Below are 13,703 nucleotides of genomic sequence, written 5' to 3'. Positions count from 1 at the left end.
TTAGGCCGGTCAATTGACCGGTCTGTTTTATTTAGGCTGGGGCAGAGTTTTTCGCTGTTGCAGCGAAAGGTTGGGAGTTGCATCACGCATTCAGCCTTTTCAGGATGTTAACAATTCTGTAAACTGCTCGCGGTGTGTATTTTCCTGTGGGATCATTCGTTTTTGGCTGCCCCCGCAGGACAAAACAAAAAGAGGTCATGATGAGTACTGAAATTAAAGCCCAAGTAGTGGTACTTGGTGCAGGCCCTGCAGGGTATTCTGCGGCTTTCCGTTGCGCTGACTTAGGTTTAGAAACTGTATTAGTAGAACGTTACTCAACTCTGGGTGGCGTTTGTTTGAATGTTGGTTGTATCCCTTCTAAAGCACTGTTGCATGTTGCAAAAGTGATTGAAGAAGCAAAAGCACTGGCTGAACACGGTATTGTTTTTGGTGAGCCAAAAACAGACATCTCTAAAGTGCGCCTGTGGAAAGAAAAAGTCATCAATCAGCTGACTGGTGGTCTGGCTGGTATGGCGAAAGGCCGTAAAGTTAACGTAGTTAACGGTCTAGGCAAATTTACTGGTGCTAACACACTGGTTGTTGAAGGCGAAAACGGCAGCACCACTATCAACTTTGATAATGCAATCATTGCTGCGGGCTCACGTCCTATTCAATTGCCATTCATTCCTCATGAAGATCCTCGTATTTGGGATTCTACAGATGCGCTTGAGCTGAAAGAAGTTCCTGAGCGTCTGCTAGTTATGGGTGGTGGTATTATCGGTCTGGAAATGGGTACTGTTTATCATGCTCTGGGTTCACAGATTGATGTGGTTGAAATGTTTGACCAAGTTATCCCTGCTGCGGATAAAGATGTGGTTAAAGTATTCACCAAACAAATCAGCAAAAAATTCAACCTACTATTAGAAACAAAAGTCACTGCTGTTGAAGCGAAAGAAGACGGTATTTATGTTTCTATGGAAGGTAAAAAAGCGTCTGCTGAACCTCAACGTTATGATGCAGTTCTGGTTGCGATTGGTCGCGTACCAAATGGCAAAAACCTAGATGCTGGCAAAGCAGGTGTTGAAGTTGACGATCGTGGCTTCATCCATGTTGATAAGCAAATGCGTACTAACGTACCTCACATCTTTGCTATCGGTGATATCGTGGGTCAACCAATGTTGGCACACAAAGGTGTTCACGAAGGCCATGTTGCAGCGGAAGTTATCTCTGGTCTGAAACATTACTTCGATCCTAAAGTTATTCCTTCAATCGCTTATACTGAACCAGAAGTTGCTTGGGTTGGTTTGACTGAGAAAGAAGCGAAAGAGAAAAACATCAGCTATGAAGTGGCAACTTTCCCATGGGCTGCTTCTGGCCGTGCGATCGCATCTGATTGCTCTGAAGGTATGACTAAGCTGATTTTCGACAAGCAATCTAACCGTGTTATCGGTGGTGCGGTTGTTGGTGTTAATGGTGGCGAGCTGCTAGGTGAAATCGGCTTAGCAATCGAAATGGGTTGTGATGCAGAAGATATCGCATTAACTATTCATGCTCACCCAACACTGTACGAATCAATCGGTATGGCGGCAGAAATCTACGAAGGTAGTATTACTGACTTGCCAAATGCTAAAGCGAAAAAGAAAAAATAATTTCTTAGGTCGCCTTGATAAATAGCCTGTTAAATTGGTTGTTTATTAGGAAAGTATATAAAAGCCAATGTGGAAGCACATTGGCTTTTTTGCTTTTATAGAGAGTTATATTTGGTGGTAGGTTTATTTATACTCGTCATACTTCAAGTTGCAGGGGTGTTGACATCGCTCACTCGCGCCAGTCACATAGTTTTCTATGCTTCTAGCGACTCATTCACTTGTCGCCTACCTGCACCTCGAATTATTTAGAGTATAGATCCAAAGAGGGCTATAAAGTGAAAGATAATAAATTAGAATTATTTTTTTCAAGTCCAATGGAGTATGAAAATTTAACATTGGAAGTTCAATTAAATTGGGAGCGAATTGTAGAAATCAATCAAGAACAAGGCATAGATAATTTAGAAGTTGAACTGTTTGGCTCTGATGTTTCTCGTGGTTTTACGGCTAAAATGCCTTTAGATGATCTAATTTCAATATTAATTGAAGCCAGAGATACATTGAAAAAACAGTGAGTATTTAACTAAATAAGCAATAATGTCAAAGGGCTTCTAGATGCTTTATTAATGATTTCAATGGAAAGGCATTCATTCTAATTTAGATTGCTCATTCTCGGGCTTATTAGACCCAAAAAGGTAGCATGTATGAAAAATGATTTTAGTGTGGATTTTTTTAGTGATTCTCGATATGAAAAATTAACTGCCGAGATATCTTATAAAGGGCAGATACTTTGTCAAATTAATAAAGATAAAGGGCCAAATGAAGTTGAAATTGAATTTTTCAATGATAGTCGGCTATTGGCTGAAGAGGTAGAAATGAAATTTCCTTTAGATGTATTCATCTCTATTTTAAATGAAACAAAATTAGAATTGCTCAATTAATGAAATCTTGAATTACTAAAGCCTTAATAATTAAATGATAAATTATTGAGGCTTTATTGTATAAATACTAGATCATTTATTGAATAACCTTACTCACTATTAGTAATTTCACTGAGTAAATGCAATTATAAATGGTAAAGAGTAAAGTATGAAAATAAAGCTTAATTTATTGGAAGAGGCTGTGATAACAATTTTCAATGAAATGAAAGAACAGGGGATAGATAATATTGACCTAGATTCAGACTTTTATTGGAATGTGCCTTCTGAATCTATTTATGATGTTTATAATGAACCGACTCAATTAGATATCGGGCAGTTAGAGGATGACTATGCCATTTTATATGAGGCTACAGAAAAAGCGCTTTTAGTAAGGCATAACTTAAAGAATATCGCTGCCATTTTACGCTATTTAGCAGAAAAGCATTCAATATAATTTGATAATAGCAAGTGTGTAAGTAGTGGTTGCTTGAACATTGCTTACACACTTATTGGCGGCTCTTCAATTTATAGCTAACCTAACGTATTATCAGTATAAATTAACTCCTATATCTTATATCAATAAGCAAATCTCATGAAGCTGATACCTACTGCAATTTTAATTCATGTACCTGATGTTCCCGTAGGTTTGGCTTGGTATCAACGGGCCTTTCCACAAGCAATTGCTGAATACCTCCCCGAGTTTGATTTCACGCTATTACATGTAGGAGATTTCACCATTGAAATTGTCCAAGCAGATGAAAAAGTCAGAGAAGGTAAACGAGGAACGGTACTTTACTGGCAAACTGAATCTTTAGATGCGGCAATGAAGCATCTGATAACTTTAGGCGCGAAATTGTATCGTGGGCCAATGTTAATCGATAGTAACAAGCGAATGTGTCAGTTCGAAGATCCATTTGGTAATTTGATCGGATTAAAAGGGCAATAAAATCAATTAAAACCGTTAAAAAAGTTAAAACCAATCGCAATGATTTTCCTTATCAATTAGATGTATAAATAAAATCACGATAAAAAAGATAATTTGTGATAGCTGATGAAAAAGGACGCAAAATAGGGTGCGTTAACGGTATAAATGTATTATAAAAAGTAAGGCTATACACTCTTATTTCAAGCTGTAACGCTTTTTATTAAGGTATCACATGCGTTACCGTGCTTTATGCTGTTAGTGGTTGATTCACTTATCACTTAGCTACATCTTGAATTATCTAGAGTTTATATCTGCTTTTTGTGACTGATTATAGGATCTTAAACTAAAAACAACCTGTAATTGATGATTAGGGCCTAAAGTAAGTAGAAGAATGTTGCTTTCTTGTGAATGAATTAACATTCTATTTAAACTCTGCTATGCTGAACGCCCGAAGCTGGGCATAATTTTACCGCCATTGAGATTATGCGAGCAAATTCCTCTGACCTGGCACCGGATGATAATTTTTGTCAGGATGGTGCAGACAGCCGGGTATATAAATTACAATGAAGCGAGGAGAACGTCGTGCTAGAAGATTACCGTAAGCACGTGGCCGAGCGTGCCGCTCAAGGGATCGTCCCTAAGCCGTTAGATGCTGCACAAGTAGCTGCACTGGTAGAACTACTGAAAAATCCACCTAAAGGTGAAGAAGATTTCCTGTTAGACCTGCTGACCAACCGTGTACCCCCTGGTGTTGATGAAGCAGCCTATGTCAAAGCTGGCTTTTTAGCCGCTATCGCGAAAGGTGAAACCGCCTCTCCTCTTATCTCCCCTGAAAAAGCAGTCGAACTACTCGGCACTATGCAGGGTGGATACAATATCCATGCGCTTATCGAAGCTTTAGACGATGCAAAACTTGCACCTATTGCGGCTAAAGCACTTTCACATACCTTATTAATGTTCGATAACTTCTATGATGTGGAAGAAAAAGCGAAAGCAGGTAATGAGTATGCTAAGCAAGTTATCGAGTCATGGGCTGATGCCAAATGGTTCTTAGAGCGCCCAGAACTGGCTGAAAAACTGACAGTAACAGTATTCAAAGTCACTGGTGAAACTAACACTGATGATCTATCACCAGCGCCAGATGCATGGTCACGTCCTGATATTCCGTTACACGCACTCGCGATGCTGAAAAATGCCCGCGACGGTATCGTACCTGATGATGCAGGTAACGTAGGACCAATCAAGCAAATTGATGAATTAAATAAGAAAGGTTTCCCATTAGCTTATGTGGGTGATGTTGTCGGTACGGGGTCTTCTCGTAAATCAGCAACTAACTCAGTACTGTGGTTTATGGGTGATGATATTCCATTTGTCCCTAACAAACGCGGCGGTGGTGTTGTGCTTGGTGGCAAAATTGCCCCAATCTTCTTTAACACCATGGAAGATGCGGGAGCACTACCTATTGAGGTGGATGTTTCTAAACTGAATATGGGCGATGTCATTGATATTTATCCATATAAAGGTGAAGTTCGTAACCACGAAACGGGCGAGCTGCTAGAAACATTTGAACTCAAAACAGATGTATTGATTGATGAAGTACGTGCGGGTGGTCGTATTCCTCTGATCATCGGTCGCGGCTTAACTTCAAAAGCGCGTGAATCATTAGGTTTAGAGCCAACTAACGTTTTCCGTCATGCCAAATCTGTTGCACAAAGTAACCGTGGTTTTTCTTTAGCACAAAAAATGGTAGGCCGTGCATGTGGTCGCCCAGGTATTCGCCCCGGTGAATATTGTGAACCTAAAATGACCTCTGTAGGCTCTCAAGATACGACAGGGCCAATGACACGTGACGAATTGAAAGATTTAGCGTGCTTAGGTTTCTCCGCAGATCTCGTGATGCAGTCATTCTGTCATACTGCGGCTTACCCAAAACCTGTTGACGTGACGACTCACCATACACTGCCTGATTTTATTATGAACCGCGGTGGGGTTTCTTTACGTCCGGGTGACGGTATTATCCACTCATGGTTAAACCGTATGCTACTGCCTGATACTGTCGGTACAGGTGGTGACTCACATACTCGTTTCCCTATTGGTATCTCTTTCCCTGCGGGTTCAGGTCTGGTTGCATTTGCAGCAGCAACAGGGGTTATGCCTCTTGATATGCCTGAGTCTGTGCTGGTTCGCTTTAAAGGTGAAATGCAACCGGGTATCACATTACGTGATCTGGTACATGCAATCCCATTATATGCGATTAAAGAGGGTTTACTGACTGTTGAGAAGAAAGGTAAGAAAAACATTTTCTCTGGCCGTATTTTGGAAATTGAAGGCTTACCTGAGCTGAAAGTTGAGCAAGCATTTGAACTTGCTGATGCTTCAGCCGAGCGTTCTGCGGCGGGTTGTACGATTAAATTAGATAAAGCGCCAATTATTGAATATTTACAGTCTAACATTACCCTCTTGAAGTGGATGATTGCCGAAGGGTATGGTGATCGTCGTACGATTGAGCGTCGTATCAAAGGGATGGAAAGCTGGTTAGCCGATCCGCAACTGCTTGAAGGTGATGCCGATGCGGAATATACCGCAGTGATTGAAATTGATTTGAATGAAATCAAAGAACCCATTCTGTGTGCACCTAATGACCCTGATGATGCTCGTTTATTATCAGCAGTACAGAACGAGAAAATCGATGAAGTCTTTATCGGTTCTTGTATGACAAATATTGGTCACTTCCGTGCGGCAGGTAAACTGCTTGATCAGCACAAAGGTCAACTACCAACGCGTTTATGGGTTGCTCCACCAACTAAGATGGATGCAGCGCAATTAACCGAAGAAGGTTATTACAGCGTATTTGGTAAGAGTGGGGCACGTATTGAAGTCCCAGGTTGTTCATTATGTATGGGTAACCAAGCTCGTGTTGCTGATGGTGCAACGGTTGTTTCAACTTCTACACGTAACTTCCCTAACCGCTTAGGTACTGGGGCAAATGTATTCCTAGCATCAGCTGAACTTGCTGCTGTTTCTTCTTTGTTAGGTCGTCTACCGACACCTGCGGAATACTTACAGTTTATGGATAAGGTTGATGAAACCGCAGCAGATACCTATCGTTATCTAAACTTTGATCAGTTAGAACAATACACTGAAAAAGCAGATGGCGTTATTTTCCAAACTGCCGTTTAACCATTAAGTTATATTATTTAAAGGCTCTGAAATGTTCAGAGCCTTTTTTATTACTATTGTAATAGTGTGGGTTATGATTGAGTAATTAATTATCAAAATGAGCAATCAACAATAGTTTGATATTTCAATTAGGTTCAAATCGGGATCTCGAATATAAATGGATAAAATATCCCCCATTGCGCCTGTGCGTTTGATGGGGCCATCAATAATAGTCATTTTTTGATTTTGAATATGTTCAATAACCTGTTCTAGCGGTATGTCACTGATAAAGCATAAATCAAGTGAGCCAGGGACAGGCAAGTGAGCTTTAGGCTCAAATTCTTGACCGTACTGGTGAATGTTTATTTTTTGTTGACCAAATTGTATTGCATAGCGCTGTTCACCAAATGTGACTAAATTCATTTTCAAAACACGGGTGTAGAAATCAATACATAAATTTTGATTCGTGGTCGTTAACACTAAATGGTCGATATGGTTAATCATAAGCCAGTCATCCCTCCAAATATTCTTTATAATTTACTTAGCTTAATTACTTTGCAATTACTCCCATTTCTTACCTCATTCATTTTAGTTTAATACTTAGATGTGTTGGCGATTTCTGTGCGCTTTATGGCATAACAATATTATTTTTATACCAACAATAATACGTAACTAAGGGTATAATTAAGCGTAATAACGTCTGGTAGAGGTGAGTTATGGATTACCAATTTTTTCAAGATATTACAGGCGAGATATCAGCAAAATTTTCGATGGATCATGAGGCGATTGGTTATTGGCTTAATGAAGAGGTAAAAGGCGACTTAAACTTACTCGAAGATATTGAACAAAGTTACGAGTCAGTTAAAGGTAGCGAAAAACAGTGGGAGTTGATTGGTCACGAATATACACTGTTTTTGGATGAAGAAGAGGTGATGATCAAAGCGAATCAGCTCGCTTTCGAAACGGATGGATTGGAAGAAGGAATGAGTTATTATGATAATGAAAGCATCGCATTTTGTGGCATTGATGACTTTCTTAGTATGCTTAATGAATATAGACGATTTGTCTTAGAAAATAAAAGGCAATAAACTTTTGTTTTGATATGTTGTCAGATTTTAGCAATTACAGTTATTATTCGACAGTGATACCACATGATTAGCCTGTCAGAAGGTTAAGTTTTGGGAGAGTGTGGTTATTTTATTCACAATATTGTTCAATTTAAAAACTCGAGGGCTTTATGAATACTGATGATGTTACAGGAGCGTTGAATAACGCAACCAGTTGGTTTGCGGCAAATCAGGATCTGTTAGTTCAGTATGTGGTGAATATTGTTTCTGCCATTATCATCTTAATTGTCGGTATGATGGTTGCGAAATGGGCAGGTCGTGGTTTACACCGTATCATGACTCTTCGCGGCATTGATGCGACAGTGAGTGATTTCTTATCTGCCATTGCGCGTTATACTATTATTGCCTTCACATTTATTGCCGTACTTGGCAAAATTGGTGTTCAAACGGCATCGGTGATAGCCGTAATGGGTGCCGCAGGTTTAGCAGTTGGTTTAGCGTTACAAAATTCATTGGGTAACTTTGCTGCGGGCGTTTTATTGGTGGTATTTAGACCATTACGTGCGGGTGAATATGTGAAGATTGGTGCAGTTGAAGGTACAGTACAAAATGTACAAATCTTCTCTACGACACTGAGAACCGCGGATGACCGTATTATTGTCATCCCTAACGGTAAAATTATTGCAGATAGTATTATTAACGTCTCACGTGAGCCAAATCGTCGTACTGATATTACAGTTGGCGTTGCTTATGATTCAGACATCGATGTAGTGAAAAAAGTGTTGGGTGATATTGTTGCGGCTGATAGCCGTATCCAACATGATAAAGGTGTGACCATTCGTTTGAATGAAATGGCACCATCATCATTGAATTACTTGGTTCGTTTTTGGACTACGAATGGTGATGCATGGCCTGTTTATTGGGATCTGATGGAAAACTTTAAACGCGCTCTTGATGAGCACAAAATTGGTATTCCTTTCCCGCAAATGGATGTCTATTTGCACCAACAATCACAAACTGTCGTCAAAAATCAATCTGCTGAATAATCGTGGACTGAGTGTCATAACAGGGTAGCGTATGTTGAATACGTTACCCTGTTTTCATTTCTTTCTTTCTTATCATTTTTATACCTCATCACGAAAGTAGTTTTGCTAATGTTCTATAAGAATTAATAATTTTCACTAATAATTTTTTATCGATAGAATTGTCGCATAAACAGTGAATAATTATTTGGAATGAGTGCATGTTTACTATTTATCTACAGGGCGCTTTACTTGGGGCAGCGATGATCCTTCCATTAGGACCACAAAATGCCTTCGTATTACAGCAGGGCAGTCGAAAGCAATATCATATTATGAGTGCATTTTTATGCTCTTTAAGTGATACGTTATTAATCGTTGCAGGGGTATTTGGTGGTAGCGCTTTACTTAGCCAATCTGAAATATTGATGCAGCTGATTACATGGGCTGGTGTTGGATTTTTAACATGGTATGGGTATGGTGCTTTTCGTAGCGCATTTAGTCGCGATGATATGGTGTTAAGCGCAGAGCATCAAATCGCTAGTCGTTGGCGAGTAATCATAACGTTGTTTGCCGTGACATGGCTTAATCCACATGTTTACTTAGATACTTTCGTGGTGTTGGGGAGTGTCGGCGGTCAATTAGAAAGCCAACTACGCCCTTGGTTTACAGCGGGAGCGTTGACGGCTTCATTTGTTTGGTTTTTTGCATTAGCGATGTTAGCGGCATGGTTTTCACCTGTGTTAAATAAACCGTTATCGCAACGTATTATTAATGTATTTGTTGGCACAGTAATGTGGTTTATTGCTATTCAATTAGCAAAACAAGGATTAGGGTATTAAGGATAATTGTAATTTCTTATTAATCTGAAACGAACTTTACATTGTATGTGCTAAGGTTTATGTAGGTTGCTAGTGAGTGATAATATCACGGCAACTTTCTTGTTATTATTTCTTAGGAGGTCCTGTGAAGTTAAAGTCTTTAGTTCTTGCCGCCATGATGGCGGGTATTGCGGTTCCAGCTATTGCACAAGCCAATCCACTTCCTGAAGGCCCACATATTACGACATCAGGTAATGCAGTTATTAAGGCATCACCCGATATGGCAACATTAAATATTAATGTTGAAGTTACTGAGAAAGATGCAGCAGCCGCTAAAACAGGTGTTGATAAACGTGTTGCTGAGTATTTTGAGTTTTTAAAACAAAACGGCATTGAAAAGAAAGATATCAATGCTGCTAATGTGCGTACTCAGCCTAAATATGAGTATGACAAAGAATCACAAAAATCATCAATTGTGGGTTATACGGCGGTTCGCTCTGTTGAAGTTAAAGTCACTAAATTAGATCAGCTTAATACACTGCTGGATGGGGCTTTGAAAGCAGGACTAAATGAAATTAATTCTGTTCAGTTTGGTGTGAATAATCCACAACAGTATCGTGATGAAGCACGTGAAAAAGCAATTAAAAATGCGATTGAGCAAGCTAACGCATTGGCCAAAGGTTTTAGTGTTCAGTTAGGGCCGGTATACAGTATCAATTATCGTGCTCCTGATGCGGTTCCATACCCAGCGCCAGTGATGAACTATCGTGCTAAAGCTGTACTTGCTGCTGCTCCTGAACGTGATGTTAATGAAACTTATGAGCAGCAGAGTATTGATTTTAATGACCAAGTTGATGTGGTTTTTGAGTTAAAACGTTAAATCTCTTCTTGTTTCAACATTAGGCGCCCTGTTTTGAGTAGGGCGTCTGTCACTTTCTTCATCGTGCGGCTTTCTGGTGCAAAACGATGCCAGTAAAGCATACGACGTTGATATAGCCCCGGTGTTAAATCTACTAACTCACCATTTTTTAATTCATTCGCTATCTGCAAATGTGGGATCATACAACAGGTTGACCCTTGTTTGGCTAATTGTACAAATGCTTCTGATGAATTCACGATATGGCAAGGAACACTCCCCGGCGATAAACCGAAGTTTTGCTGAACAAAAGCTTGATGCATATCATCAAGATGGTCGAATGCGACAGCCGGCGCTTTAAGCAGCGATGAGCGCGTGACGCCATCAGGGAAATAAGTTGCGGCAAAGTCTGGTGACGCAACAAAAAGGTAATCCAAAGCCCCTAGTTTGTCGACAAGGCACCCCGGTAGGGCTTGTGGTTGAATACTGATCGCACCAACGACTTCACCGCGTCTTAAACGCTCTTGGGTACGCGTTTCATCTTCCACTTGGATATTTAAGCGTATTGGGCTATTACGTAACACAGGGTTGAGGGCCGGTAACAGCCATGTTGCTAAGCTATCAGCGTTGACCGCAAGCGAAAGCAGTAGTGGCGTTGAACCACCATTTTCATCACCAAGCCATTGTTCTTCCAATAATTCTACTTGATGCAACAATGCTAGTAACTTTTGCCCTTGCTCAGTGGGATGCGGTGGCACTGTCCGGACAAGTAGCGGCTGGCCAAATAGGTTTTCTAATTGCTTGATCCGTTGTGAAACAGCTGACTGCGTAATACACAGTTTTTGAGCTGCGCGCTCAAATCCTCTTTCACGAATGACAGCATCCAGTGCTTGCAACGCGCGGTAATCAGGGCGCTTCATTGGGGATATTCTCCTTGTCGTTATTCTATGGGTTAATATGCCATAATTTATTGCAGAACACTTGAAATATTAATGACATTGTATAAATCACAGAATATAGCGAACAAAGCTGAACTTGTTGGGTGTCCAGTATATACTACTAACACTAACTTCATTGATATTTTAAATAGCAAAAGGCATGGGCATGACTCAGGACGAATTAAAAAAAGCAGTAGGTTGGGCAGCATTAGATTACGTAAAACCTGGCACGATTGTTGGCGTGGGAACGGGTTCTACCGCTTCTCATTTTATTGATGCACTTGCCACAATGAAAGGTCAGATAGAAGGTGCAGTTTCGAGTTCAGAAGCGTCTACTGCAAAACTTAAGGCGTTAGGCATTCCTGTTTTAGATTGTAATGATGTTGATTCATTAGATGTTTATGTCGATGGTGCCGATGAAATTGATCATCACATGAATATGATCAAAGGCGGTGGCGCTGCGCTAACTCGTGAAAAAATTGTTGCTGCCATTTCTAAAACATTTGTTTGTATTGTCGATCAATCAAAGCAAGTTGATGTATTGGGTAAATTCCCACTTCCTGTTGAAGTGATCCCAATGGCTCGCAGCTACGTGGCGCGTGAGTTAGTAAAATTGGGTGGAACACCTGAATATCGCCAAAATGTCGTTACCGATAATGGTAATGTGATTTTAGATGTTCATAATTTAAGCATTGTTGATCCTGTTGCCCTTGAAAATAAAATTAATGGTATTGCAGGTGTGGTCACTGTTGGCCTGTTTGCGAATCGCGGGGCAGATGTTGTATTGATGGGTACCTCTGAAGGGGTTAAAACCATTAAATAGCGTTTAAATGTACCTCAGATGGACATAAACCAGTGATTATTTCACTGGTTTATTTTTTTTATGAGTAGATGGATATTTTTAATATTGATTTTTCTGGTATTAACTATTAGTAAAAAAATTCACAATTTTTTATTTATCACTATTTTGGTGATATATCTCACACTAATGCTTATAACATAGGCAAAATCCTTATTTTGTGTTACCGCCCCTGATTTTCTTCCGTATAACTTCTTTTTCTTCGCGCTAGATAGTTAGGGCTAGGCAAACGATTGTATTGATACTGTGCCATTTTTTGCTATGTTGGTAGCCGGAGATTCATCTGTTACGAATTTTAAGCATGATAGGGTAGGGTAAATGGTCAAGGTATCTTTGGAAAAAGACAAAATTAAGTTTTTATTATTGGAAGGTGTTCATCACAGCGCGGTGGATAACCTAAAAGCAGCAGGTTATACCAATATTGAATATCACAAAAGTGCACTGTCGGATGAAGAATTAAAAGAAGCCATTAAAGATGCACGTTTTGTCGGTATTCGCTCCCGTACTCATTTGACCGAAGAAGTTTTTGCTGCGGCTGAAAAACTGGTCGCGGTAGGTTGTTTCTGTATTGGGACTAACCAAGTCGATTTAGATGCTGCGGCTAAACGTGGGATCCCTGTATTTAATGCGCCTTTCTCGAATACTCGTTCCGTTGCAGAGATGGTACTTGGCCAATTACTATTATTACTGCGTCGTATCCCTGAAGCAAACATGAAAGCCCACCGCGGTATTTGGGAAAAACAAGCAAAAGGTTGTTTTGAAGCACGTGGTAAACGTTTAGGTATTGTAGGCTATGGTCATATCGGTACTCAGCTGGGGATCTTAGCTGAAGGTATTGGTATGGATGTTTACTTCTATGATATCGAAAACAAATTACCTTTGGGGAATGCAACACAAGTTCGTTCAATGGCTGAGCTATTAAATATGAGCGATGTGGTGAGCTTACATGTACCTGAAACACCAAGTACTAAAAACATGTTTGCTAAACCGCAATTTGAATTGATGAAGCCAGGGGCCATTTTTATCAATGCTTCACGCGGAACAGTGGTAGATATTCCTGCTTTAGCGGATGCATTAGAAAGCAAGCATTTATCAGGTGCTGCGGTAGATGTGTTCCCAACAGAGCCTGCCGGTAACAATGATCCGAATGACCCATTCGTCAGTGAATTAATTAAATTCGATAATGTGATATTGACTCCACATATCGGTGGTTCGACGGAAGAAGCTCAAGAAAATATCGGGTTAGAAGTTGCGAGCAAATTAGCCAAATACTCTGATAATGGTTCTACATTATCTGCGGTCAACTTCCCAGAGGTTTCTCTACCGGTACATACTGAAGATACTAACCGTCTATTGCATATTCATGAAAACCGTCCAGGCATAATGAATAGCATTAACCAAGTATTCACAGAGAACAACATTAACGTTGTTGGTCAGTATTTGCGCACTACAGGTAATGTGGGCTATGTAGTGATCGATATCATTACTCAGCAGCCTGACCAAGCGGATGATATTTTGGTGAAATTAAAAGAACTACCGGGCACTATTCGCGCTCGTTTATTGTTCTAATTAAT

Annotated in this window: 14 protein-coding genes; 12 read left to right on the top strand and 2 right to left on the bottom strand. The window is 40.1% G+C overall.

Annotation, left to right across the window (positions count from 1 at the left end; translation table 11 throughout):
• The first annotated feature begins 200 nt into the window (after positions 1–200).
• The 6 genes from lpdA to acnB all read left to right on the top strand — a co-directional run bounded on the left by lpdA (position 201) and on the right by acnB (position 6,590).
• A complete protein-coding gene (lpdA, locus tag SC428_RS16125; protein ID WP_070925286.1) occupies positions 201–1,628 on the top strand; it encodes a dihydrolipoyl dehydrogenase in 1,428 nt (475 codons plus the stop codon).
• Positions 1,629–1,903: 275 nt separating this feature from the next.
• On the top strand, positions 1,904–2,140 hold the full coding sequence (locus tag SC428_RS16120; protein ID WP_070925287.1) for a hypothetical protein: 237 nt from the start codon (positions 1,904–1,906) through the stop codon (positions 2,138–2,140).
• 129 nt (positions 2,141–2,269) lie between these two features.
• Positions 2,270–2,506 (top strand): hypothetical protein, encoded by a 237-nt coding sequence (locus SC428_RS16115; protein ID WP_070925288.1) that lies wholly within the window; start codon positions 2,270–2,272, stop codon positions 2,504–2,506.
• A 148-nt stretch (positions 2,507–2,654) separates the two neighbouring features.
• Complete coding sequence (locus SC428_RS16110; protein ID WP_140186083.1) at positions 2,655–2,939, top strand: hypothetical protein; 285 nt, start codon at positions 2,655–2,657, stop codon at positions 2,937–2,939.
• 138 nt (positions 2,940–3,077) lie between these two features.
• Positions 3,078–3,431: a VOC family protein gene (locus SC428_RS16105; RefSeq protein ID WP_175442445.1), complete on the top strand. Its 354-nt coding sequence runs from the start codon at positions 3,078–3,080 to the stop codon at positions 3,429–3,431.
• A 561-nt stretch (positions 3,432–3,992) separates the two neighbouring features.
• Entirely contained in the window at positions 3,993–6,590 is a 2,598-nt protein-coding gene (acnB, locus tag SC428_RS16100) for a bifunctional aconitate hydratase 2/2-methylisocitrate dehydratase (protein WP_318708808.1), read from the top strand.
• Between the two features lie 105 nt (positions 6,591–6,695).
• On the opposite strand, the gene SC428_RS16095 is transcribed toward acnB, so the two are convergent.
• Entirely contained in the window at positions 6,696–7,073 is a 378-nt protein-coding gene (locus SC428_RS16095; RefSeq protein ID WP_318708807.1) for a VOC family protein, read from the bottom strand.
• Positions 7,074–7,285: 212 nt separating this feature from the next.
• On the opposite strand from SC428_RS16095, the gene SC428_RS16090 reads away from it, so the two are divergent.
• The 4 genes from SC428_RS16090 to SC428_RS16075 all read left to right on the top strand — a co-directional run bounded on the left by SC428_RS16090 (position 7,286) and on the right by SC428_RS16075 (position 10,356).
• Entirely contained in the window at positions 7,286–7,657 is a 372-nt protein-coding gene (locus SC428_RS16090; protein WP_070925292.1) for a YacL family protein, read from the top strand.
• A 149-nt stretch (positions 7,658–7,806) separates the two neighbouring features.
• Positions 7,807–8,682, top strand: coding sequence for a small-conductance mechanosensitive channel MscS (gene mscS, locus SC428_RS16085; protein ID WP_070925293.1), 876 nt, complete (start codon positions 7,807–7,809; stop codon positions 8,680–8,682).
• A gap of 197 nt (positions 8,683–8,879) precedes the next feature.
• Positions 8,880–9,497: an arginine exporter ArgO gene (argO, locus tag SC428_RS16080; RefSeq protein WP_070925294.1), complete on the top strand. Its 618-nt coding sequence runs from the start codon at positions 8,880–8,882 to the stop codon at positions 9,495–9,497.
• 124 nt (positions 9,498–9,621) lie between these two features.
• Positions 9,622–10,356, top strand: a complete 735-nt coding sequence (locus SC428_RS16075) for an oxidative stress defense protein (RefSeq protein ID WP_070925295.1) — start codon at positions 9,622–9,624, stop codon at positions 10,354–10,356.
• On the opposite strand, the gene SC428_RS16070 is transcribed toward SC428_RS16075, so the two are convergent.
• Entirely contained in the window at positions 10,353–11,252 is a 900-nt protein-coding gene (locus tag SC428_RS16070) for a LysR family transcriptional regulator ArgP (protein ID WP_140181832.1), read from the bottom strand. The genes SC428_RS16075 and SC428_RS16070 overlap by 4 nt on opposite strands.
• Positions 11,253–11,436: 184 nt before the next feature.
• Here SC428_RS16070 and rpiA point away from each other — a divergent pair, with 184 nt between their 5' ends.
• Both rpiA and serA read left to right on the top strand, forming a co-directional pair.
• Positions 11,437–12,093: a ribose-5-phosphate isomerase RpiA gene (gene rpiA, locus SC428_RS16065; protein WP_070925296.1), complete on the top strand. Its 657-nt coding sequence runs from the start codon at positions 11,437–11,439 to the stop codon at positions 12,091–12,093.
• Between the two features lie 354 nt (positions 12,094–12,447).
• Positions 12,448–13,698 carry a phosphoglycerate dehydrogenase gene (serA, locus tag SC428_RS16060; RefSeq protein ID WP_070925297.1) on the top strand — a complete coding sequence of 417 codons (1,251 nt, stop codon included), beginning with the start codon at positions 12,448–12,450 and terminating at the stop codon, positions 13,696–13,698.
• Positions 13,699–13,703: the final 5 nt, after the last annotated feature.

This window comes from Providencia sp. 2023EL-00965 (assembly GCF_033550225.1).
In the GTDB taxonomy this organism is placed as follows: domain Bacteria; phylum Pseudomonadota; class Gammaproteobacteria; order Enterobacterales; family Enterobacteriaceae; genus Providencia; species Providencia manganoxydans.
Note: the sequence above shows the minus strand (reverse complement) of the source record. Positions and strands in the feature narration are given on the sequence as shown.

Coding starts and splice junctions, on each gene's coding strand:
- argO (WP_070925294.1), top strand. CDS start 8,880: ATGTTTACTATTTATCTACAGGGCGCTTTACTTGGGGCAGCGATGATC.
- SC428_RS16070 (WP_140181832.1), bottom strand. CDS start 11,252: ATGAAGCGCCCTGATTACCGCGCGTTGCAAGCACTGGATGCTGTCATT.
- lpdA (WP_070925286.1), top strand. CDS start 201: ATGAGTACTGAAATTAAAGCCCAAGTAGTGGTACTTGGTGCAGGCCCT.
- SC428_RS16095 (WP_318708807.1), bottom strand. CDS start 7,073: ATGATTAACCATATCGACCATTTAGTGTTAACGACCACGAATCAAAAT.
- SC428_RS16115 (WP_070925288.1), top strand. CDS start 2,270: ATGAAAAATGATTTTAGTGTGGATTTTTTTAGTGATTCTCGATATGAA.
- mscS (WP_070925293.1), top strand. CDS start 7,807: ATGAATACTGATGATGTTACAGGAGCGTTGAATAACGCAACCAGTTGG.
- SC428_RS16110 (WP_140186083.1), top strand. CDS start 2,655: ATGAAAATAAAGCTTAATTTATTGGAAGAGGCTGTGATAACAATTTTC.
- rpiA (WP_070925296.1), top strand. CDS start 11,437: ATGACTCAGGACGAATTAAAAAAAGCAGTAGGTTGGGCAGCATTAGAT.
- serA (WP_070925297.1), top strand. CDS start 12,448: ATGGTCAAGGTATCTTTGGAAAAAGACAAAATTAAGTTTTTATTATTG.
- SC428_RS16090 (WP_070925292.1), top strand. CDS start 7,286: ATGGATTACCAATTTTTTCAAGATATTACAGGCGAGATATCAGCAAAA.
- SC428_RS16105 (WP_175442445.1), top strand. CDS start 3,078: ATGAAGCTGATACCTACTGCAATTTTAATTCATGTACCTGATGTTCCC.